At 73.8% G+C, this 20770-nt stretch carries 22 protein-coding genes; 7 read left to right on the top strand and 15 right to left on the bottom strand.

Annotation, left to right across the window (positions count from 1 at the left end):
* The first annotated feature begins 180 nt into the window (after window positions 1–180).
* Window positions 181–1560, top strand: coding sequence for an LLM class flavin-dependent oxidoreductase (locus tag ACR9E3_RS21095; RefSeq protein ID WP_460382493.1), 1380 nt, complete (start codon window positions 181–183; stop codon window positions 1558–1560).
* Here the strand turns inward: ACR9E3_RS21095 and ACR9E3_RS21090 are convergent.
* From ACR9E3_RS21090 to ACR9E3_RS21075, 4 genes are all read right to left on the bottom strand, one after another.
* Window positions 1531–2286 (bottom strand): dienelactone hydrolase family protein, encoded by a 756-nt coding sequence (locus ACR9E3_RS21090; RefSeq protein ID WP_460382492.1) that lies wholly within the window; start codon window positions 2284–2286, stop codon window positions 1531–1533. The genes ACR9E3_RS21095 and ACR9E3_RS21090 overlap by 30 nt on opposite strands.
* 133 nt (window positions 2287–2419) lie before the next feature.
* Complete coding sequence (locus tag ACR9E3_RS21085) at window positions 2420–3397, bottom strand: isopenicillin N synthase family dioxygenase (RefSeq protein ID WP_460382491.1); 978 nt, start codon at window positions 3395–3397, stop codon at window positions 2420–2422.
* 130 nt (window positions 3398–3527) lie between these two features.
* Window positions 3528–4001, bottom strand: coding sequence for an OsmC family protein (locus ACR9E3_RS21080; RefSeq protein ID WP_460382490.1), 474 nt, complete (start codon window positions 3999–4001; stop codon window positions 3528–3530).
* Between the two features lie 198 nt (window positions 4002–4199).
* Window positions 4200–5402: a trans-sulfuration enzyme family protein gene (locus ACR9E3_RS21075; protein WP_460382489.1), complete on the bottom strand. Its 1203-nt coding sequence runs from the start codon at window positions 5400–5402 to the stop codon at window positions 4200–4202.
* A gap of 91 nt (window positions 5403–5493) precedes the next feature.
* Here ACR9E3_RS21075 and ACR9E3_RS21070 point away from each other — a divergent pair, with 91 nt between their 5' ends.
* Together ACR9E3_RS21070 and ACR9E3_RS21065 are read left to right on the top strand one after the other, a co-directional pair.
* On the top strand, window positions 5494–5628 hold the full coding sequence (locus ACR9E3_RS21070; protein WP_460382488.1) for a putative leader peptide: 135 nt from the start codon (window positions 5494–5496) through the stop codon (window positions 5626–5628).
* A 119-nt stretch (window positions 5629–5747) separates the two neighbouring features.
* Window positions 5748–6305: an OsmC family protein gene (locus tag ACR9E3_RS21065; protein WP_285654123.1), complete on the top strand. Its 558-nt coding sequence runs from the start codon at window positions 5748–5750 to the stop codon at window positions 6303–6305.
* Between the two features lie 12 nt (window positions 6306–6317).
* Here ACR9E3_RS21065 and ACR9E3_RS21060 read toward each other — a convergent pair whose 3' ends face one another.
* The 4 genes from ACR9E3_RS21060 to ACR9E3_RS21045 all read right to left on the bottom strand — a co-directional run bounded on the left by ACR9E3_RS21060 (window position 6318) and on the right by ACR9E3_RS21045 (window position 10926).
* Window positions 6318–7565, bottom strand: coding sequence for a flavin-containing monooxygenase (locus ACR9E3_RS21060; RefSeq protein WP_460382487.1), 1248 nt, complete (start codon window positions 7563–7565; stop codon window positions 6318–6320).
* Between the two features lie 77 nt (window positions 7566–7642).
* Window positions 7643–9025: an NtaA/DmoA family FMN-dependent monooxygenase gene (locus tag ACR9E3_RS21055; RefSeq protein WP_460382486.1), complete on the bottom strand. Its 1383-nt coding sequence runs from the start codon at window positions 9023–9025 to the stop codon at window positions 7643–7645.
* Between the two features lie 10 nt (window positions 9026–9035).
* Window positions 9036–10205: an LLM class flavin-dependent oxidoreductase gene (locus tag ACR9E3_RS21050; RefSeq protein ID WP_460382485.1), complete on the bottom strand. Its 1170-nt coding sequence runs from the start codon at window positions 10203–10205 to the stop codon at window positions 9036–9038.
* A 13-nt stretch (window positions 10206–10218) separates the two neighbouring features.
* Window positions 10219–10926, bottom strand: a complete 708-nt coding sequence (locus ACR9E3_RS21045; protein ID WP_460382484.1) for a GNAT family N-acetyltransferase — start codon at window positions 10924–10926, stop codon at window positions 10219–10221.
* A 131-nt stretch (window positions 10927–11057) separates the two neighbouring features.
* Here ACR9E3_RS21045 and ACR9E3_RS21040 point away from each other — a divergent pair, with 131 nt between their 5' ends.
* On the top strand, window positions 11058–11198 hold the full coding sequence (locus ACR9E3_RS21040) for a hypothetical protein (protein ID WP_460382483.1): 141 nt from the start codon (window positions 11058–11060) through the stop codon (window positions 11196–11198).
* A gap of 9 nt (window positions 11199–11207) precedes the next feature.
* Window positions 11208–12650 (top strand): APC family permease, encoded by a 1443-nt coding sequence (locus ACR9E3_RS21035; RefSeq protein WP_460382612.1) that lies wholly within the window; start codon window positions 11208–11210, stop codon window positions 12648–12650.
* A 41-nt stretch (window positions 12651–12691) separates the two neighbouring features.
* Here ACR9E3_RS21035 and ACR9E3_RS21030 read toward each other — a convergent pair whose 3' ends face one another.
* Entirely contained in the window at window positions 12692–13345 is a 654-nt protein-coding gene (locus ACR9E3_RS21030) for a nitroreductase family protein (RefSeq protein WP_460382482.1), read from the bottom strand.
* A gap of 168 nt (window positions 13346–13513) precedes the next feature.
* On the opposite strand from ACR9E3_RS21030, the gene ACR9E3_RS21025 reads away from it, so the two are divergent.
* Window positions 13514–13852, top strand: a complete 339-nt coding sequence (locus ACR9E3_RS21025) for a cupin domain-containing protein (RefSeq protein WP_460382481.1) — start codon at window positions 13514–13516, stop codon at window positions 13850–13852.
* 77 nt (window positions 13853–13929) lie between these two features.
* Here the strand turns inward: ACR9E3_RS21025 and ACR9E3_RS21020 are convergent, their stop codons facing one another.
* From ACR9E3_RS21020 to ACR9E3_RS20995, 6 genes are all read right to left on the bottom strand, one after another.
* Window positions 13930–15090, bottom strand: coding sequence for an acyl-CoA dehydrogenase family protein (locus tag ACR9E3_RS21020; RefSeq protein WP_460382480.1), 1161 nt, complete (start codon window positions 15088–15090; stop codon window positions 13930–13932).
* A complete protein-coding gene (locus ACR9E3_RS21015) occupies window positions 15087–16199 on the bottom strand; it encodes an LLM class flavin-dependent oxidoreductase (protein WP_460382479.1) in 1113 nt (370 codons plus the stop codon). The genes ACR9E3_RS21020 and ACR9E3_RS21015 overlap by 4 nt, the downstream gene beginning before the upstream one ends.
* A gap of 97 nt (window positions 16200–16296) precedes the next feature.
* Complete coding sequence (locus ACR9E3_RS21010; protein ID WP_460382478.1) at window positions 16297–17391, bottom strand: LLM class flavin-dependent oxidoreductase; 1095 nt, start codon at window positions 17389–17391, stop codon at window positions 16297–16299.
* A complete protein-coding gene (locus ACR9E3_RS21005) occupies window positions 17388–18359 on the bottom strand; it encodes an ABC transporter substrate-binding protein (protein WP_460382477.1) in 972 nt (323 codons plus the stop codon). Before ACR9E3_RS21005 ends, ACR9E3_RS21010 begins: the two co-directional genes overlap by 4 nt.
* Complete coding sequence (locus ACR9E3_RS21000; RefSeq protein WP_460382476.1) at window positions 18349–19047, bottom strand: ABC transporter ATP-binding protein; 699 nt, start codon at window positions 19045–19047, stop codon at window positions 18349–18351. Before ACR9E3_RS21000 ends, ACR9E3_RS21005 begins: the two co-directional genes overlap by 11 nt.
* A complete protein-coding gene (locus tag ACR9E3_RS20995; protein ID WP_460382475.1) occupies window positions 19044–19883 on the bottom strand; it encodes an ABC transporter permease in 840 nt (279 codons plus the stop codon). Before ACR9E3_RS20995 ends, ACR9E3_RS21000 begins: the two co-directional genes overlap by 4 nt.
* Window positions 19884–20277: 394 nt before the next feature.
* On the opposite strand from ACR9E3_RS20995, the gene ACR9E3_RS20990 reads away from it, so the two are divergent.
* Entirely contained in the window at window positions 20278–20766 is a 489-nt protein-coding gene (locus tag ACR9E3_RS20990; protein ID WP_460382474.1) for a beta-class carbonic anhydrase, read from the top strand.
* The last annotated feature ends 4 nt before the right edge of the window (window positions 20767–20770 follow it).

The following is a 20770-nucleotide window of genomic DNA, read 5'->3' as shown; positions in this document are numbered from 1 at the left end:
GAGCCGGGTCAATCGCCCGCGACGAGACCGAGATCGCGTTGCGGCCGCAGCGCCGGGGTGGTCGGCTCGACGACGATGCCGATGTTGGTGACGCGCGCGCACGTCGACCTGTGCCGCACCTGCTCCGCGGTCTGTCCGGGGACCCGCCGTCCCTGACCGCCCGCCCCGAGGAGCAGAGCCGTGCCCCGCCGCATCCGCTTCAACGCCTTCGACATGAACTGCGTCGCCCACCAGTCACCCGGTCTGTGGCGCCACCCCGACGACCGGTCGGCCGACTACAAGCGCCTGAGCTACTGGACCGACCTCGCGCAGCTGCTCGAGCGAGGCGTCTTCGACGGCGTCTTCATCGCCGACGTCCTCGGCACCTACGACGTGTACGGCGCCGACGCCACCGCCGCGATCCGCCAGGGCGCGCAGATCCCCGTCAACGACCCGATGATGCTGATCTCGGCGATGGCCGCGGTGACCGAGCACCTCGGCTTCGGCGTCACCGCTGCCACCGGGTTCGAGCACCCGTACCCCTTCGCGCGCCGCGTCTCGACCCTCGATCACCTCACCGAGGGACGGTTCGGGTGGAACGTGGTCACGGGGTACCTGCCGGCCGCCGCGCGCGCGATGGGGGAGGCCGACCAGCTGCCCCACGACCAGCGCTACGACCACGCCGACGAGTACCTCGAGGTGCTCTACCAGCTGTGGGAGGGTTCCTGGGAGGATGACGCGGTGGTCCGCGACGCGGAGCGCGGGGTGTTCACCGACCCGGACAAGGTCCACGCGATCGACCACCACGGGCGGTACTTCGACGTCGACGGCGTGCACCTCTCCGAGCCGTCGCCCCAGCGCACGCCGGTGATCTACCAGGCGGGCGCGTCGCCACGGGGTCAGCGCTTCGCGGCCGAGAACGCCGAGGCGATCTTCACCGGCGCGCCGACCAAGGAGGTGCTGGCGCAGACCGTCGCGGACATCCGCAAGGCGCTCACCGAGGCCGGCCGCGACCCGTACAGCGCGAAGATCTACACGATGCTCACGGTGATCACCGACGAGACGTCGGAGGCCGCGCACGCCAAGCACGCCGAGCAGCTGGCCTACGCCAGCGACGAGGGCGCCCTGGTGTTCATGTCCGGCTGGATGGGCGTCGACCTCTCGCGCTACGACCTCGACGACCCCATCGGTGACGTCGAGTCCAACGCCATCCAGAGCGCCGTCGCGTCGTTCCAGCAGGCCGATCCGAGCGGCAAGGAGTGGACGGTCCGCGACATCGCGCGGTGGGGCGGGATCGGCGGGATGGGCCCGCGCGTCGTCGGGTCGCCGGCGGAGGTGGCCGACGAGCTGCAGGCGTGGGTCGAGGAGACCGACGTCGACGGGTTCAACCTGCCCTACGCGATCACCCCGGGGACGTTCGCCGACGTCGTCGAGCACCTCGTCCCGGAGCTCCAGCGCCGCGGCGTCTACCCCACCGGGTACGCGCCGGGGACGCTGCGCCAGAAGCTGTTCGGCGAGGGCGACCGCCTGCCCGCCGAGCACCGCGGGGCGTCACACCGGCGCCAGCTCCTCGGCGAGTAGCGCGACGACGTCGTCCCAGGCCCGCTGCGCGTGCCGAGCGTCGTACCCGACCCCGGGGAGCAGGGTGTGGCCGTACTCGCCCTCGGCGTTGACGGTGCCGTCCGCGTTCGTCGGCGGGTGGTGGAACGCGTGGAGCGCGCCGCCGTAGACCACGAGACGCCAGTCGACGCCGGCCTCTTGCATCTCGGCGGCGAACGCGTCGCGCTGCGCGGGCGGCTGGATCGGGTCCTCCGAGCCGACCCCGGCCCACACCGGGCAGCGGATGGCCGCCGCCTCGCCGCGCCGGCCCGTGATCAGCCCGTTGACCGTCGCGATGGCCCGCAGGTCGATCCCGGCGCGCCCGAGCTCCAGCCCGATCGCGCCGCCGGTGCCGTAGCCGATCACGGCGACGCGCGCGGGGTCGGTGCGCGGCTCGGCGCGCAGCACCTCGAGCGCCGCGCCGCCGATCTCGCGCATCCGCTCGGGGCTCTCGAGCAGCGGCAGGCAGCGCGCCAGCATCTCCTGGGGGTCGTCGAACCACCGGCCGCCGTGGATGTCGAAGGCGAACGCGACGTACCCGAGCTCGGCGAGGGCGTCGGCCCGGGCGCGCTGGAACGCGTTCAGCCCAGTGCCCTCCGGGCCGATCAGCACGCCGGCACGGCGGTCCGCACCGGCCGGGAGCGCGAGGTGCCCGACCATCGTCAGACCGTCGGCCGGGTACTCCACCGCGCGCGTCGTCACCGTCATGGCCCGGACGCTAGGGACCCGGCGAGCGGCGCGCGCCGGTGTTCGCGACCGGCGGACGAGGTGCCTTGCGGGCACGTGAGCACTTCGGAGTGCTCGAGCACTCCGAAGTGCTCACATGCGCCGCAGGCGCACCTCAGCTCCAGAAGCGCTCGGCGACCGCCGGGTGCGAGCGCAGCCAGCCGACCAGCGCGTTCTCGCCGTAGGCGGCGAGCAGGGGGTTGTCCGGGTCGTCGTTCGGGTCCCAGTCGCCGGTCTCCGTGGCGAGCTCCGGGGGCAGGTCGACGGGCTCGACGACGGCGTCGAGACGCGGGCCGAGGAAGAACGCCACCGAGTAGCGGTCGACGCCCGCGGCCGGGCTGACCACGCGGTGGCGGGTGGCGGTGAGGTAGCCGCGGGTCGCGACCTCGAGCATCTCGCCGATGTTGACGACGTAGCCGTCGGGGACCGGTTCGGCGCCGATCCACGCGTCGGCACCGGGCGCCTGGACCTCCAGGCCGCCGACGTCGTCCTGGTGCAGCAGGGCGAGGAACCCGTAGTCCTTGTGCGCCCCGACGCCCTGCGCGGTCGCGGCGCCGCCGGGGTAGTGCAGCACCTTGAGGTGCAGGTGCGACTCCTCGTCGAACCAGCGGTCGAAGTGGTCCTCGGGCTGTCCGAGGGACGCGGCCAGCGCGCGCAGGATCTCCCGGCTCACCCGCAGCGCCTCCTCCTGCCAGGCGAGCACGGCGTCGCGCAGCGCCGGCAGCGTGGGCGGCCACTGGTTCGGGCCGACGAGCCCTCGGTATCGGGGCCCGCCGCTCACCGGCTCCCGTTCGGGTCCCACGTCGATCTGCTCGCGCTGGTCGGCGGCGCCGGCCGTGCGCTCGGTGCCGACCCGGCTGTAGCCGCGGAAGTGCGGCGAGCTCGTGTTCTCGATCGCGAGGCGCTCGTCGAGCGGCAGCGCGAAGAACGCCCGGACCTCCTCGTCGAGCCGCGCCGTCAGCGCCGGCGGGATGCCGTGGCCGACGACGGTGAAGAACCCGACGTCCCGGGCGGCCCGGCGCAGCTCGTCGAGGAACGCCTCCTGGTCGCCGGACCGGAAGCGGCGCAGGTCGAGGACCGGGAGACCGGACACGGCTCCTCCTTCGCGGATCGGGGCTCGCCTCCAGCGTCGCCCATCCCGCCGTGCGGCCGCCAGCGTCGACCCCGCAGCGAACGTCCAGCTGAGCACGCCGACTGGACGTTCGCTGCGACGACCCCGGACCTCAGACGGCGGCCGGCAGCTCCGCGCGGGTCCAGTCGTTGACGAACTCCAGGCCCGAGCGCCGGAAGAGCTGGGTCACCGGGCAGCGGCGCTCGGTCTCGGAGATGAGGGTCGCGAACTGGTCCTCGCTCGCGTCGGTCTCGACGGTCGCGCGGACCTCGACCTTGTCGAAGTTCGCGTTGCCCTCGGCGCCGCCGACGAGCACGGCGGTGTCGAGGTCGCCCTGGATGTCGAAGGTCCACCGGCCGAGGCGCACGCCCAGGTCCTTGGCGACGAGCGACGCGGTGACCTGGTTGCACGAGGTCAGGGACCCCAGGGCGTAGAACAGCGGGCTCGGGGCCTCGTCGGCACCGCCGAACGCCGGGTAGGCGTCGGTGGTGAAGACGTGACCGCCGGCGGTGAGCTCCTGCGCGACACCGGTGCCCTCGCCGTGGACGGCGAACGGGACGACGGTCTCCTTGGGCTGGACAGCCATGATCGAACCTTTCGGGAAGGGGGCCCGGGCGCGCGGCAGCGCGCCGGAACGGGCGACGGATGAGGCGGGGCGATCAGCCGCGACGACACGTGGTCGTCGCGAGCCGGCAGAGGTCGACGTGCAGACGCCAGACCAGGAGGCTCACGTCCCCGTTCCTACCCGATCGCGCGCAACCGGACCAGTGCGCAGCGGACACGATCACGCACGGACCGTGGTCAGGGCGGCGTCGAGGTCGGCGATCAGGTCGTCGGGGTCCTCGAGGCCCACCGAGAAGCGCAGGTGCCCGTAGCGGCGGAACTCCCCGGGCCAGTACGCGGCGCGGGCGCCGGTCGCTCCCACGTGGACGATCAGGCTCTCGTCGTGACCGAGCGAGACCGCCGAGGTGACGACGCGCAGGTCGGCGACGAAGCGGTTCTGCAGGGCGGCGTCCCCGTCGAGCGCGAAGGCCATCATCCAGCCGTTCCCGCGGCCGCCGAGCTGCCGCTGCGCGAGGTCGTGCTGGGGGTGCCCGGGCAGCCCGGGGTAGGCGACGTAGGCCACCGCCGGGTGGGCGGCGAGGAACTCCGCGACCCGCTGCGCCGAGCCGACGTGCTGGCGCAGGCGCAGCGGCAGCGTGATGGCGCCGCGGGAGATCAGCCAGGCGTTGAACGGGGACACGACGCCGCCGACGTCGACCATCGCCTCGGCCCGGATCGCGTCCACGTGCTCCCGCGAGCCCACCACGACCCCGCCCATCGCGTCGCCGTGCCCGTTGATGACCTTCGTCAGCGAGTGCACGACGAGGTCCGCCCCGGCGGCCAGCGGGCGGTAGAGCGGGGGCGGCGTGAAGGTCGAGTCGACCGAGAGCAGCGCCCCACCGGCGTGCGCGACCTCCGCGACCGCGGCGATGTCGCACACCCGCGTGGTCGGGTTCGCGATCACCTCGGTGTGCACCAGCTTCGTGGTCGGGCGCATCGCCGCGCGGACGGCCTCCGGGTCGCTGGTGTCGACGAACGTGGCCTCCACCCCGTAGCGCCGGGGCAGGATCTCGGCGAAGAGCCGGTAGGAGGCCTCGTAGGTGACGTCGGAGATCACCGCGTGGTCGCCGGTCCGCAGGAACGTGAAGAACACGGCGTGCAGGGCCGCCACCCCGGTCGCGAGCACGACGGCGTCCTCGCCCTGCTCGAGCAGCGCGAGCTTGTCCTGCAGCGCGCGCTGGTTGGCCCCGGTGTTGCGGGTGTAGAGCGGGACGTCGAACCCCGACCACGAGAGGTTCTCGGGGTCCTCGGGCAGCGCGTACGAGTTCGCCATGACGATCGGGGTCCGGATCGCCCCGCTGCCGGCGTCGACGGCGTTGCCGGCGTGCACGGCCTGCGTGGCGAACCCGAGCGACTCGGGGCGTTCCTTGTCCGGGCGGATCACGCCCGCGATCGTGGCATCCGAGGCGGTCGCGGGCGGCCCTCCGTGAGTGATCCGAGGCCGTCGGTGACCGCCGGCACCCGAACCGCCCGGTGTGGGCCGCAAGTCCTTGGCCTGCGACGACGGTTCCGCTAGGAACGTCTGTGTGCGCGGTCACACGATGCTGGTGAGGCGGTGGCACGTCGACCTGTGCCGCACCGCCGGCATGGGCTGTCGGCCCGGCCGCTGAGCGCGCACCCGCCCGGCCCTGGCGCCATCCCTGCGACGTGCCGTCGTCGTCCGGCGGGGGATCGGACCGTGATCGGTACCGACCGACACAACGACCAACGAGCACTCCTGGAGCCCGCGATGACCGCGACCCCGACCGTCAACAACAACGTCAACACCGAGGCCCTGCTGCAGGCGCGCGACGCCCTGAAGGAAGCGCCCCAGGCCGCCGAGTTCGTGTGGAAGGTGACCTCGGAGTGGGAGGACGGCACCTACTCGAAGCAGACCATCGAGCACTTCTCGGGCCTGGGTGCCGCGCAGCAGCACAAGCAGGCCTACGTCCTCGAGGGCGACCATCCGGAGGTCTTCGCCTCCGAGGACCGCGCGCCCACACCCGTGGAGACGGTGCTCGCGGGCCTCGCCGGCTGCCTGACCGCGGGCGTCGCCGCCGTCGCGCAGAACCGGGGCATCCAGCTGCGCTCGGTCAAGGCGACCGTCGAGGGCAACCACAACGTGCTCGGCATCCTGGGCGGCGACCCCGAGGTCCGCAACGGCTTCAACGACGTCAACGTCCACTTCGACATCGATGCGGACGCCAGCGAGGAGGACATCGCCGCGCTCGTCGCCCAGTCGCAGAAGCGCTCCGCGGTGTTCGACGCCCTGTCCAACCCGACGAACGTGAACGTCAGCGTCGGCTGACCCCGGGCGTCGTCATCCGGCGGCGCGGACCCGGCCCGCGAGGTGGCCCGCGAGATGGGCGGCCAGCTCGGCGGTGTCCTGGTCCGCGCCGCCGATGTACGTCGAGCGCCGGCGGCGCAGCAGGCTCGTGCCGAGCACGTAGACGCCCGGCGCCTCCGTCACCACACCGCCGTCGTGCTGCAGGCGGCCCTTGTGGTCGAGCACCGGGAGCGCGAGCCAGGAGCGGTCGGCGCGGTAGCCGGTCGCCCACAGCACGGTCCGGATGCCCTCGCGCGCCAGGTCGATCTCGAGACGCGGTGACGCGTCGACGGGCGTCGGTTCCGGCCGCCTCGGCGCGTCGAGGTCGCCGGGCCCGTCCTCGGCCGCCCAGGCGTCGAAGCGGTCGAGCAGGCGGTTCTGCTTGAGGTCGGCGAGCCGGACCGTGTTGGCCAGCCCGCCGGAGAACTGGGCGACGCCGTCGCGCAGCCGCCCGAGCTTGCCGACCACCCGCACGCCGCGCGCCTGCAGCGTGCCGAGGTCGATGTCGCTGTGCGCGGGGGTGCCGATGAGCTGGGGCGACGGCGTGTGCCGCGCCCGGATGACGTCGTCGACCTCGTCGTAGCGCTCGTCGAGGACGCCGGCCTGCTCCATCCACCAGAAGGCGTCCCGGCCGCGGTAGGCCCGCGGCATGCGGACGTGCTCGCCGGCGGCGACCGTCACCGCCCGCCCGCTGCGGGCGAGCTCGTCGGCGAGCTGCACGCCGCTGGCCGAGGCGCCGACGACGAGGACGCCGCCGTCGGGGACGTCGTCGGGGGAGCGGTAGGTCGCGGTGCTGATCGACGTCACGTCGTCGGGCACGCCCTCGGCGGCGGCGGGCACGTTGGCCACGTTGCTCCCGCCGCTGGCCAGCACGACGGTGTCGCAGGTCCAGGTGCCGCGGTCGGTGGTGACCTCGTACCCCGTGTCGGTCGCCGCCACCCGGGTCACCGTGGTGCCGGTGTGCACGGGGGCGTCGACGGTCGCGGCGTAGCCGTCGAGGAACGACACCAGCTCCGGCACCGTGAGGAACCCGTCGGGATCCCCGTCGGCCGGGGTCGCGCCGGGGAGCGTGACGTGCCACGTCGGCGTCAGCAGCCGCAGCGAGTCCCAGCGCTCGGTGCGCCAGGAGTTCGCCACCTCGCCACGCTCCAGCACGACGTGGTCGATGGAGCGTTCGGTCAGCCGCCGGCTCATCGCGAGGCCCGAGTGACCTGCGCCGATGATGACGGTCGTCGCGTGCACGGGGCCCACGCTAGCGCCGGTACGTGAGCGAACTTTGGTGCTATGGCACCAAAGTTCGCTCACGTAGCACGATCGGCCTACGCCTCGACACTCACCGCAGCCACGGTGGTGGGGGAGGGCTGCAGACCGAGGTGCTCGCGCAGGGTCGTGCCCTCGTAGTCGGCGCGGAACGAGCCCTTCTCCTGCAGCAGCGGGACGACCTGGTCGACGAACGGGTCCATCCCGCCCGGCGTGATGTGCGGGACGAGGACGAAGCCGTCGCTGGCGTCGGACTGCACGAACTCGTCGATGGTGTCCGCGACGCGCTGCGGGGTGCCGACGAAGGTGTGCCGGCCGTTCTTGCGGATGACGACCTCGCGCAGCGAGAGGCCCTCCCGCCCGCCGAGCTCGCGCCACTCGTTCGCGGTCGCGACCGGGTCCCGGTACATCCGCACGCTCGCGCGGCCCTTGGAGATGTGGGCCCCGGAGTCGACGTCGTCGGCGGTCTTCGGGTCGAATGACGGCACCGGGCCGTCGGGGTCGACGTCGGAGAGGTCGCGGTTCCACACCTGCTCGGCGAACGCGATCGCCGTCGCCGGCCCGACCTGCTGGTACTGCACCTGGCGCGCGTTCTCCGCGGCCTCGTCCTCGGTGTCCCCGAGCACGAACGTCGCGGCGGGCAGGATCTTGAGGTCCTCGGGACGGCGACCGAACTTCGCCAGGCGCGCCTTGACGTCGGCGTAGAACTCCTTCCCGGCCTCCAGCTCGGCGTGCCGGGTGAAGATCGCGTCCGCGCTCGCGGCGGCGAACTCGCGGCCCTCCTCGGAGTCGCCGGCCTGGATGATCACCGGTCGTCCCTGCGGGCTGCGCGGCACCGGGAAGCGCCCGGAGATGTCGAACTGGTCCGAGCGGATCGCGAACCGCCCCGCGTCCGCGTCGCGCACGAACCGCCCGGAGGCTGCGTCGGCGAGGACCTCGCCCGGCGCCCACGAGTCCCACAGCGCCTGGGCGGTCGCGAGCATCTCCTGGGCGCGCAGGTAGCGCTTGTCCTTGGGCAGGTAGCCCCCGCGGCGGAAGTTCTCGCCGGTGAACTCGTCCCAGCTCGTCACGACGTTCCAGGCGGCCCGCCCGGCGGAGAGGTGGTCGAGCGTGGCGAGCTTGCGGGCGACGTCGAGGGGCTCGTTGAACGTCGAGTTGACGGTCCCGGCCAGCCCGATCCGCTTGGTGACGGAGGCGAGCGCCTGCAGGATCGCCACGTTGTCCGGGCGCCCCATGACGTCGAGGTCGTAGATCTGCCCGCCCTGCTCGCGCAGGCGCAGGCCCTCGGCGAGGAAGAGGAAGTCGAACTTGCCCCGTTCCGCGGCCTGCGCGAAGCGGCGGAAGGACTCGAACTCGATGTGGCTGCCCGACGCCGGGTCGCTCCAGACGGTCGTGTTGTTGACGCCGGGGAAGTGGGCGGCGAGGTGGATCTGCTTCGGCACGGCGTCCTCCTCAGGCGCGGGCGTAGCGGTCGGCGGGGCGGGCGAGGCCGAAGTGACCGCGCAGCGTGTGGGCCCCGTAGGCGCTGCGGAACAGGCCCCGGCGCTGGAGCTCCGGGACGAGCTCGCGGGTGATGCGCGGCAGGTCGGTCGACGTGACCGCCGGGCGCAGGCGGGCGCCGGCGAGACCGGCGCCGTGCCACGACTCGAGGACGTCGGCGACGTCAGCGACGGTCCCGGTGAGGATGCGGGCGTCGCTGCGCAGCTCGCCGCCGTCGGTCTCGTCGAGGCGGGCGAGGCGCTCGCGTGCCGCGTCGGCGGTGTCGTCGAGCACGACGAGCAGGTCGCCGAGGACGTGCAGGGGATCCCCGGTGCGACCGACGGCGGCCTCCTCCGCGCGCACCTGGCGCAGGATCGCCTCGGCGTCGCCGGTCGGGCCGTCGCGGCCCACGCCGCCGGGCGTGACGAAGACGAGGTCGGCCCCGCGGGCGGCGAGCCGGTAGGCGACGTCGACGTGCGCGAGCGCCGTGACGACGGGCTGGCCCTGCGGTGGCCGCGGGGTGATCGACGGGCCGCGCACCGAGAAGTGGTCGCCGGCGAAGTCGATGTAGTGGAGCTTCTCGCGGTCGACGAACCGGCCGGTCGCCGCGTCGCGGATCTCGGCGTCGTCCTCCCACGAGTCCCACAGCCGGCGCTGGACCTCGATGTGGTCGGCGGCCTCGTCGAACAGGCTCTCGCGGTCCTCGGTGCCGTACTCGCGGCGGCCGAAGAGCGCGTACTCCGGCTCGCGTGACGACACCTTGACCCGGACCCCGGCGCGGCCCTCCGTCGCGAAGTCCAGCGTCGCGATCTCGGTGGAGACGTGGAACGGCTCGGTGTGCGTGGTGACGACCGTGGGCACGAGGCCGATGTGGCTGGTCACCGGGCCGACGCGCAGCGCGGCGAGCTGGGCGTCGAGGCGTCCCTGGACGCGGTCGACCCGGTCGGAGTCGATCGCGAAGGAGTCCTCGAACGTCACCAGGTCGAGCAGCCCGGCCTCGGCTTCGCGGACCTGGTCGAGCCAGAAGCCCGCGGTGAACAGCTCGTCGGCGCGGGCGCCGGGCTCGCGCCAGGAGGCGGGGTGCCATCCGGTGCCGTCCAGGGCCACCGCCAGGTGGAGCCCGGGGGTCGGTGCGGCGGTCATGATCCTCCTGTCGTCAGGCGGGCGTGCCGGCCGGGACGTCGCTCGGGACCGTCAGGGCCACGAAGTCGGGCCGGGCGCGCAGCCGGAACCCGAGCTGCTCGTAGAGCCGGATGGCGTTCGTGTTGTCGGCGGCGGCGTGCAGCATCGGGACCTCGCCGCGCTCCCGGATGCCGGCGGCCACGGCGAGCACGAGCCGGCCCGCGAGCCCCCGGCCGCGGTACGCGGCGTCGGTGCAGACGGCGCTGATCTCGGTGTACCCGGGCGGGCGCAGGCGCTCACCGGCCATGGCCACGAGCACACCGTCGTCGACGACGCCGAGGTAGGTGCCCATCTCGTGGGTGCGCGGGCCGAACGGGCCGGGCTTCGTCCGGGCGACGAGCTCGCGCATCGCCGCGACGTCGGCGTCCCCGAGCCGGACCAGGTCGCGGTCGGGGCGGCCGGTCACCGCGTCGCCGATCATCTGGACCCCGGGGAGGACGCGCCCCCACGCGAGCCCGACCGGCGTCAGCTCGCCGAAGGCGGGGACGACGGTGGTCCCGCCGGGCCCGACCAGCGCGGCGACGTCGTCCCACTCGGCGGCGCTGCGCGGCTCGGCGAGGAACGGGGCGACGTCGGGGTCGTAGCGCAGCGCGTCCCCGCGCCCCTGCGCGAGGTGCGCGTGCGGGCCCAGGAGGGAGGCGCGGACCGGCTCGTCGAGCGGTCCCGTTGCTGCGGGTGCCACCTCCCGGTCAACCGCCCCGCGCTCGTGCCCATTCCGCCGGTGCGCCTCCGGCGCATGTGAGCACTTTCGGGTGCTCTGGCACTCCGAAGTGCTCACGTGCGGCGGAGCCGCACCCGTGATCGGGTGGCGCGGTGACCGCAGAGGTGGGGCAGGCCGACGCCGAGGTCGGGGCCGAGGAGGGGCGGTTGCGCCGCACGCTCGGGGTCGGCGGGCTGACCGCGATCGGCTTCTCGAACATCGTCGGCTCGGGTTGGCTGTTCGCCGCGATGTAAGCCGCGCAGATCGCCGGGCCGGCGGCGCTGCTGTCCTGGATCGCGGCCGGGATCCTGTGCGCGCTCGTGGCGCTGGTGATGGTCGAGCTCGGTGCGACGCGGCCCGAGGGCGGCGGCACCGTGCGCTGGCCGCTCTACGCGAGCGGTCGGCTGACCGGCACGGTCATCGGCGTCTCGGTGCTGCTCGCGGTCGGGGCGACGAGCGCCGAGCTCACCGCCATCGTGCAGTACGCCGGCTACTACCTGCCGTGGCTCTACGCCGATGACGCCCTGACCGGGTGGGGCGTCGTCGCCGCGCTGCTGCTCTCGATCGTGCTGACCGCGCTGAACTGGTTCGGGGTGCGGCTCTTCGGCACGCTCAACACCGCGGTCACCGTGGTCAAGGTCGTCATCCCGGTGCTGACCGTCGTGCTGCTGATCGCGTCCGGGTTCGACACCGCGCACCTCACCGACCACGGCGGCTTCGCGCCCTACGGCTACGGCGCCGTGCTCTCGGCGCTCGCCGGCGGCGGCATCGTCTACTCCGTCAACGGCTTCCAGGCACCGGTCGACTTCTCGGGCGAGGCCCGCAACCCGCGGCGCACGATCCCGCTCGCGGTCCTGGGCAGCATCGCCGCCGCCGTCCTGCTCTACCTCGGCCTGCAGCTCGCGTTCATCGGCGCGGTCCCCGACGCGGCGCTCGTCGACGGCTGGCAGGGCGTGAACTTCGAGTCCCCGTTCGGCGAGCTCGCCGTCGCCCTGAACCTCGGTTTTCTGGCAGCGCTGCTCTACGCCGACGCCGTCGTCTCACCCTGCGGATCGGCCTACGTCGGCGTCGCCGTGAACTCCCGGCACACCTACGCGCTGGCGAAGAACCGGCTGCTGCCGCGGGCGCTGATGCGGGTCCACGAGGGATCGGGCGTGCCGCGGCGGGCGCTGCTGCTGAACCTCGCGGTGATCGTGGTCTTCCTGCTCCCGTTCCGGGGCTGGCAGGACATCGTCTCGGTGATGGGCACGCTCTACCTGCTGCTCTACCTCGCCGCGGCCGTCGCCGCCGAGGTGTTCCGCCGCCGCGAGCCCGACCGGCTCTCGGGATGGGTGCCGGGGTTGCGCTGGATCGCCCCGATCTCCTTCGTGCTCGCCACGCTGTTCATCTACTGGTCGGGCTTCGAGGACCTCCGCCTCGCCCTGCCGCTGACCCTGCTCGGCGTGCCGCTGTTCGTGGTCCTCTGGCGCAGCGACCGCATCGGCTCGCTCGTCGGCGAGCTGCGCCGCGGGGCGTGGCTCGTCGTCCACCTGCTCGTGCTGACCCTGCTCTCCGGGCTCGGGAGCTTCGACGGTGCCGATCTGATCCCGGCGCCGTGGGACACGCTCGTGGTCGCGGTCTGGGCGCTGGCGGTCTTCCCGGTCGCGGTGCGCTCCGGGGTCCGGGAACCGACGGAGTCGGCGGCGACGTCCACCGCGGGGTCCTAGCGTCGGGGCTCCGGGAGGACGGTCGACGGCGCGCCGACCGGCTACGGGCGGGCGCGGACCTGGCCCCAGCGCTCCCAGTGCACGACCTGCTCGACGGGCTGCCGGCGCGGCGTCGACCAGCGTCCGCGCACGGGATAGCCCAGCGGCACGAGGCCCATCGTCGCCACGTCGTCCGGCAGCCCGAGCAGCGTGTCGATCTCCCGTTCGCCGGTGATGAGGTGCAGCGAGGTCAGCACGCCGCCGATGCCGTACGCCCGGGCGGCGAGCAGCAGCTGCTGCACCGCGCCGTAGATCGACCCGCCGAGCCGCTTGTCGGTCGAGTCCGCGGCGCCGTGCAGCACCGGCACGACGAACACCGGGGCCTCGGCCAGGTGGTACGCGAGGTGGTCGGCGGCGCGGAAGGACGCGGGGCTCAAGCCGTCCGCGCCGCCGTCTCGGGTCGGGTCGAGCAGCTCCTCGCGGCGCACCCCGTAGATCTGCTCCCAGCCCTGGCGGTAGTGCTCGGCGATCTGCGCCTTCACCGCCGGGTCGGTGACCACCACCCAGCCCCAGGTCTGCCGGTTGCCGCCGGACGGGCCGCGGATCGCGGTGTCGAGCAGCTCCCACAGGACCTCGTCCGGGATCGGTGTCTCCGCGAGGTACCGCCGGGCCGGGGTGGTGCGCAGCCCCTCGAGCAGATCGATCGGGTCGGACACGGTGCCTCCCAGCGGGGTGATCGACTCGTCCACCACCCTAGGCGCTGTCCCCCCCGTGGCCGGGGCGCCGCGGACCGGAGCACGGGAGCGGAATTCGGGAATCTCGCTCACACGGGGGAGCAGCGGGACGATGGACGCCCACCACCGCGCGCACGGACGAGGACGACCATGCTCAAGCTCTCCCTCGACGCCATGTCCCGCCAGCAGCTCGCCGCCGCGCGCAGCAGTTCCGCGGGCCGTGCCGCCCACACGGTCGTCGGCGGGCACGCCAACGTCATGCGCCAGACCGTGATCGCGCTGACCGGCGGCCGGGAGCTCGGGGAGCACGAGAACCCGGGGGAGGCCAGCCTCGTCGTGCTGCACGGGCGCGTGCGGCTCGTCTCGGAGAAGGACGCGTGGGACGGGCGCCGCGGCGACCTGCTCGTCGTCCCCGACGCCCGGCACCGCCTCGAGGCCGTGGAGGACGCCGTCGTCCTGCTGACCGTGGCGAAGGTCGGCGACAAGTGAGCGGGCGCCCCCCGCGCACGTGAGCAGTTCGGAGTGCTGCAGCACTCCGAAGTGCTCACATGCGGCGGAGCCGCGCCTCAGAAGTAGCCGTTGGTCGGCAGCGCCTCGCCGGTGACGAGGCGGCGCCCGAGCGCGCTCGCCTTGTAGGCCGCGGGATTGTGCAGGGTGATCGTGCGCAGGTTGCGCCAGTGGCGGTCGAGGTTCCGCGCGCGGCTGGACGCGGACGCGCCGCCGACGTCGAACAGCGCCGTCGCCGCCTCGAGCGCGACGCGGTCGAGGTGGACCTTCACCGACGTGTGGGCGAGCGTCGCCGCCAGGGCGTTCTCCTCGCTCGGGTCGGTCAGGACCTTGTCGATCGCCTCGGCCGCGGCGAGCACCGCCGACTCGGCCACCCACGCGGTCGCGGCCAGCTCGCCCACCTTCTGGTGCAGGATCGGGTCGTCGACGGCCCGCGGTGCGGCGGCGTGCTCGAACGTGCGGCTCCGGGTCCGGACGACCTCGGCCGCGTCGGTGACCACCGAGCGCAGGATCCCGGCGACGAGCGCGTGCAGGTAGAGCTGCAGGAACGGGACGTCGCCCGGCGGGCGCGGCTGGAGGCGCGGGCGCACCGCGAGGACGTCCGCGGGCTCGACCGCGACGTCGGTGAACGAGGTCGTGCCGGTACCGGTGCGGCTCTGCCCCATGCCGTCCCAGTCGTCGACGACGGACACGCCCGTGCGGTCGGCGCGGACCATCACGGTCGCCACCCGGTCGCCCTCGACCCGGGCGGCGACCGCGATCCAGTCCGCGTAGAGCGTGCCGGTGCTGTAGTACTTCGTGCCGTTCAGGACGAGCCGGCCGTCGACCTCGTCGAGGCGGGTGTCGAACTCGTGACCCCCGGCCGCCGAGGGCCCGGTCTCCGAGATCGCGTTGCCGAACACCGTCCCGGCGCGCACCTCGTCGAGCCAGCGGCGTCGCACGTCCGGATCGGGCAGGCGCAGGAAGCCGAGCACCTGGCTGTAGTGGGTGCGCAGGACGTGGGCGACGATCGGGTCGGCCTCGGCGAGGTCGATCACGAAGGCGAGCAGCTCGCGCACCGACGAGCCGGCCCCGCCCTCGTCGACGGGCAGCGACAGCGCGCCGAGACCGGCCTTCGCGACGGCCGCGACCTGGTCGAACGGGCTCTCGTCGCGCCGTTCGCGCTCGGCGGCGCCCGCCGCGATGTCCGCGAGCAGGGCCGTGACCTCGGGCGGGTTCACGCCGGCGCCCCCACCGGCGTCCGCCGGGCCACCTCCGCGTGCACGAGCGGCAGCAGGTCGCGCCCGTAGGCGACGGCGTCGTCGAGAGGGTCGTAGCCGCGGATGAGGAACGTCGTGACGCCGATGTCGTGGTAGTCGAGCAGCGCCGCCGCGACCGTCTCCGGCGTGCCCACCAGCGCCGTCGAGTTCCCGGCCGCGCTGGTGGCGGCCGCGGTCGGCGTCCACAGGCAGCGGTCGTGCAGCTCGCCGCGCTCGGCCGCCGCGAGCAGGCGCTGGGAGCCGGTGTTCGTCGGCGGCTGGTGACCGCGGCGGTGGGCCATCCGCCCGGTGAACGAGCCCGCGCCGCCACCCGCCTCGGTGATCTTCTCGAGGATCGTGTGCGCACGCTCCCATGCCTGCTCCTCGGTGGCCCCGAGGATCGGGCGGAAGGAGACGCTGATGCGCGGGAGGGTCTCGCGGCCGGCGGCGTGGGCGGCGGCGTGCACCGACGCGATCTGCTCGGCGGTCTCGGGCAACGGCTCGCCCCACAGCGCGAACACGTCGGCGTGCTTCCCGCCCACCCGGTACGCGTCCGCGGACGAGCCGCCGAAGTACACCGGGATGCGGGGCTGCTGCAGCGGGCGCGCCGTCGCGTGGACGTCGCGGACGTCGTAGAACTCGCCGTGGTGGTCGAAGGGCTCGGTCGCGGTCCAGGTGCGGGTGACGACGTCGAGGTACTCGTCGGTGCGCCGGTAGCGGCTCTCCTTGTCGAGGTGGTCGCCGTCGCGGGCCTGGTCGGCGTCGCTGCCGCCCGAGATCGTGTGCAGGGCGACGCGTCCGCCGGAGAACTGGTCGAGCGTCGCGAACGCCCGCGCGGCCATCGTCGGGGCCATGAAGCCCGGGCGGTGGGCCACGAGGAAGCCGAGCTGCTCGGAGTGCGCGGCACCGAACGCCGCGACCTGCAGCCCGTCGGCGGTCGAGGCGCTGGCGCCGACCAGCACCTTGTCGAACCCGCCCTCGTCGTGGGCGCGGACGAAGCGGCGGACGACGTCGGGGTCGATCGTCGGGCCGGACGCCGGGTGGATCTCCGACACGTGCTGCGTCCCGATCATCCCGATGAACTCGACCATGCGGACCTCCTGCGGTGCTCGGCGCGATCGTCCCCGGCTACCCCGGGTGCGCTGCGCGCACGTGAGCAGTTTCGCGTGCTCCAGCACGCCGAAGTGCTCACGTGCGCGCCAGCGCACCCCGCCGGGCGAGCTCGGGCAGGACGCCCTCGCCGACGCGGTAGGCCTCCTCGAGGTGCGGATAGCCGGAGAGCACGAACTCGTCGATCCCCAGCGCGTGGTACTCCTCGATCCGGTCGGCGACCTCGCGGTGGCTGCCGACCAGGGCCGTCCCCGCACCACCGCGCACGAGCCCGATCCCGGCCCAGAGGTTCGGGCTGATCTCGAGGTCGTCGGTCGAGCCGCCGTGCAGGGCGCGCATCCGCTGCTGGCCGACCGACTGGCTGGTCGCGAGCGCCGCCTGCGCCCGCTCGATCTCGGCGGGGTCCAGCGCGTCGAGCATCCGCTGCGCCTCGGCCCAGGCCGCCTCGGCGGTGTCGCGCGTGACGACGTGCAGGCGGATGCCGAACCGCGGCTCGCGGTCGTGCTCGGCGGCGAGCTTGCGCACCCGCTCGATCTTCTCGCTGACCAGGTGCGGCGGCTCGCCCCACGTCAGGTAGACGTCGGCGTGCCGGGCGGCGACGGGCAGGGCGGCGTCCGACGAACCGCCGAAGTAGATCGGCGGGACGGGGTCCGGCGGCGCGTAGGTCGAGGCGCCCACGACCTCGTAGTGCTCGCCGGCGAAGTCGGCGGGCTCCGCGCCCCAGGCGCCGCGCAGCACGGAGAGGAACTCGTCGGTGCGCGCGTAGCGGGTGTCGTGGGCGGCCCAGTCGCCGAAGCGGCGCTGCTCGACCTCGTCGCCGCCGGTGACGATGTTGAGCAGCGCCCGCCCGCCCGAGATCCGCTGGAACGTGCTCGCCTGCTGCGCGGCGAGCGTGGGGGAGATGAGCCCCGGCCGGAAGGCGACCAGGAACTTCAGGGTGCGCGTCTCCCGGATCAGCGCCGCCGTCGTCAGCCAGGCGTCCTCGCAGAAGGTCCCGGTCGGCGTGAGCACCCCGTGGAAGCCCAGCCGTTCGGCGGCGTGGGCCACCTCGGCGAGGTAGTCGACGTCCGGCGGCCGCGCCGCGTCCCCGGCCTCGCCGCGGTCGGCGTGCCGCCGGGCGACGATCGTCCGGGCGTCGCCGGAGGTGGGCAGGAACCAGTGCGGGATGATCACGAGCGGTCCTCGAAACGGCGGTCGACGATGTCGGCGAAGCGGACACGGCCGGGGATGACGCCGGCCTCGGTGAAGGCGTCGGCGAGCTCCTGCTGGGAGCGCACCAGGCGGTCGTCCAGGGCCACGGGCAGGTCGGGGCCCCGCGACGCGGCGAGCTCGGTGACACGCAGCGGGAGCCGGGTCTCCTGGGCCCAGGCCCGCGCGCGTTCCTCCCGGTGCTGGTCAGAGAAGACCATCGCCCGGCGGAGCCGATCGGTGAAGTCCGCGAGCGCCGCCTGGTGGACGGGATCGGCGAGGGCGGCGTTGCTCGCGACGAGGAACGAGTAGCCGTTGGCCGTGCCCTCGCCGTCGGCCAGCACGCGCGCACCGGTCTCGAGCTGCGCCTGCGCGGTGTACGGGTCCCAGATCGCCCACGCGTCGACCCGGCCCTGCCGGAATGCGGCGTACCCGTCAGCGGGCTGCAGGTAGGTGAGGTCGACGTCGTCGAGCGTCAGCCCGGCGGCGCGCAGTGTCGACAGCAGCTGGCCGTGCGCCGAGGTGCCCTTGCCGACCGCGATGCGCTTGCCGCGCAGGTCGGCGACGCTGCGGATCGGGGACCCGGGCGGGACGAGGATCGCGTCGCTGACGACGTTGCCCTGCGACGCCGAGATCAGCTGCACCCGGGCCCGCGCGGCCGCGGCGAAGATCGCGGGCGTGTTGCCCGTCTGGCCGACGTCGATCGCGCCGGCGCGCGCGGCCTCGATGAGCGGCGGTCCCTGGGTGAACGTCGTCCACTGGATGCGGTACGGGGTGTCGAGCAGCCCGGCCGCGCGCAGCAGCGACTGCGAGCCGCCCTTCTGGTCGCCGACCCGCAGTGTGATGCCGGCGGGATCGGCGGGCGGCTGCACCGGCGGCCGTGTCAGCGGCACCGACGAGCAGCCGCCCAGCACGAGCAAGAGACCCAGGAGCAGCAGGAAGCTACGCCGCATCGTCGACCACCCCGAGCTCGCGGAGCACCTCGTGGCGCAGGGCGCCGATGTCCTCGCGGGGGCGCGGGCCCGGCGCGTGGTCGGCGACGATCCGCCCGCCGTCGAGCACGAGCACGCGGTCGGCGAGCACCAAGGCCTCGTCGACGTCGTGGGTCACGAGCAGGACGGCCGGGCCGTGGCGCTCCCAGAGGTCGAGCACGAGACGGTGCATGGCGATCCGGGTCAGCGCGTCGAGGGCGCCGAACGGCTCGTCGAGCAGCAGGAGGTCGGGCTCGCGGACCAGGGCACGCGCGAGCGAGGCGCGCTGGGCCTCGCCGCCCGACAGCGTCAGCGGCCAGGCGTCGGCGCGGTCGGTCAGCCCGACCTCGCCGAGGGTCGCCAGGGCCGTCTCGCGCGCGTCGGGCCGGTGCAGTCCGAGGGCGACGTTGTCGGTGACGCTGCGCCAGGGCAGCAGCCGGGGTTCCTGGAAGGCGACCGACACCGAGCCGGGCACCTCCACCTCGCCGCCGACGCCGTCGTCGCCGGCGTCGTCGAGCCCGGCCAGGACGCGCAGCAGCGTGCTCTTGCCCGACCCGCTGCGGCCGAGCAGCGCGACGAATTCTCCCGGCTCGACGGTGAGGTCGAGGCCGTCGAGGACCGTGCGGTCGCCGAACGCGCGGGTCAGGCCGCGCACCGTCGCCGCGCTCACGGCTCGACGCTCCCGACCCGCCAGGCGAGGGCCCGGCGCTCCAGGCGGCGCACCAGGGCGTCGGTGCCGAGGCCGAGCAGGGCGTAGACGACGAGGCCGACGACGATGACGTCGGTGCGCAGGAACTCCCGCGCGTTCATGATCATATAGCCGAGGCCGGAGTCGGCTGACACCGTCTCGGCGACGACGATCGAGAGCCAGGCGATCCCCATCGCCAGGCGCAGGCCCGTCAGGGCGCTCGGCAGCGCGCCGGGCAGGACGACGTGACGCAGCTGCTCGCCGCGGGCGAACCCGGAGACGCGGGCGGCCTCGAGCAGCCTGGGGTCGACGCCGCGGACGCCGGCGTGGACGTTGAGGTAGATCGGGAAGAGCGCGCCGAGGGCGACGAGCAGGATCTTCGGGGTCTCGTCGACGCCGAACCACAGGATGAACAGGGGCACGAGCGCCAGGTGCGGCAGCGTGCGCAGCATCTGCACCGGCGGGTCGACGAGCACCGCGCCCCAGCGCGAGAGGCCCGACAGCAGGCCGAGGGCGACGCCGACACCGATCCCGAGCGTGAGCCCGACGGCCACCCGCAGCAGCGAGACGACCAGGCCCTCGGGCAGCTCGCCGCTGGCGGTGACGTCGACCGCGGCGGTGAGCACGCGCCACGGGGAGGCGAGCTCGTCCTCGGCGAGCAGGCCGGAGCTCGAGGCGAGCTGCCAGACGACGAGGATCGCGACCGGGCTGATCCAGCGGTGCCAGGCGGCGCCACGGGTGGGACGTCGGGTGTCTGGCGTGACGGATGGTGCGGTGGAGGCGGCGCGCGGGGGCGCGCCGCTCTGGAGGGTGGACACACGGGCTCCCGGGAGGGACGGCGGAGCAGGGCGGCGTGTGTCAGCGACAGGTGGCGTGCGCGAGGCGCATGAGATCGACGTGGCGGCGCCGCGTCAGCACTGCCCCGATGTCCACGTCTCGATCGTGGGCGATCTCCGGCACGGAGCGCAACCGCACTGTGACGCTCACGTACGCCGCCGACCCGTCGTTGCGGCCGATCGGATGCCTGCGGTGAGATGTGTGCATGGATCGCCGCGCCCTCGAGCCGTTCTGGCCGAGCCGGCGCGTCGTGGAGTTCGACCAGTGGTGTCGCCGGGCCGCGTGAGCGTCCCGGGCCGTGGTCACGCGCCCTGATCCGTTCGCGCGGCCGGATCGTCGTGCCCACCTTCCTCCACCGAACTCTGGAGATCCCGCGTGTCCGTCACCGACGAGTACCTGAAGAACAACGAGAGCTACGTCGCGAGCTTCCCCGGCGAGCTGCCCCTGCCGCCCGCCCGCAAGACCGCCGTCGTCGCCTGCATGGACGCCCGCGTGAACCCCTACGGCGCGCTCGGCCTGCACGAGGGCGACTCGCACGTCATCCGCAACGCCGGCGGCGTCGTCACCGACGACACGATCCGCTCCCTCGCGATCAGCCAGCACCTGCTCGGCACCGAGGAGATCGTGCTGATCCACCACACGGACTGCGGCATGGTGACCTTCACCGACGAGCAGTTCGCGGAGATCCTCGAGAAGGAGGCAGGCGAGCGCCCGTCGTGGTCGGCCAACGCGTTCCCCGACCTCGAGGCGGACGTCCGCGACTCGATCAAGCGCATCACCGACAGCCCGTTCGTCAAGAACAAGGGCTCGGTGCGCGGGTTCGTGCTCGACGTCGCGACCGGGAAGCTCACCGAGGTGAGCTAGCGCT

Source organism: Actinomycetospora sp. C-140 (assembly GCF_054796175.1).
The sequence above is the reverse complement of the archived record's forward strand: the minus strand, read 5'-3'. Positions and strand labels throughout refer to the sequence as shown.

Coding starts and splice junctions, on each gene's coding strand:
- ACR9E3_RS21090 (WP_460382492.1), bottom strand. CDS start 2,286: ATGACGGTGACGACGCGCGCGGTGGAGTACCCGGCCGACGGTCTGACG.
- ACR9E3_RS21080 (WP_460382490.1), bottom strand. CDS start 4,001: ATGGCTGTCCAGCCCAAGGAGACCGTCGTCCCGTTCGCCGTCCACGGC.
- ACR9E3_RS21065 (WP_285654123.1), top strand. CDS start 5,748: ATGACCGCGACCCCGACCGTCAACAACAACGTCAACACCGAGGCCCTG.
- ACR9E3_RS21050 (WP_460382485.1), bottom strand. CDS start 10,205: ATGACCGCCGCACCGACCCCCGGGCTCCACCTGGCGGTGGCCCTGGAC.
- ACR9E3_RS21025 (WP_460382481.1), top strand. CDS start 13,514: ATGCTCAAGCTCTCCCTCGACGCCATGTCCCGCCAGCAGCTCGCCGCC.
- ACR9E3_RS21015 (WP_460382479.1), bottom strand. CDS start 16,199: ATGGTCGAGTTCATCGGGATGATCGGGACGCAGCACGTGTCGGAGATC.
- ACR9E3_RS21005 (WP_460382477.1), bottom strand. CDS start 18,359: ATGCGGCGTAGCTTCCTGCTGCTCCTGGGTCTCTTGCTCGTGCTGGGC.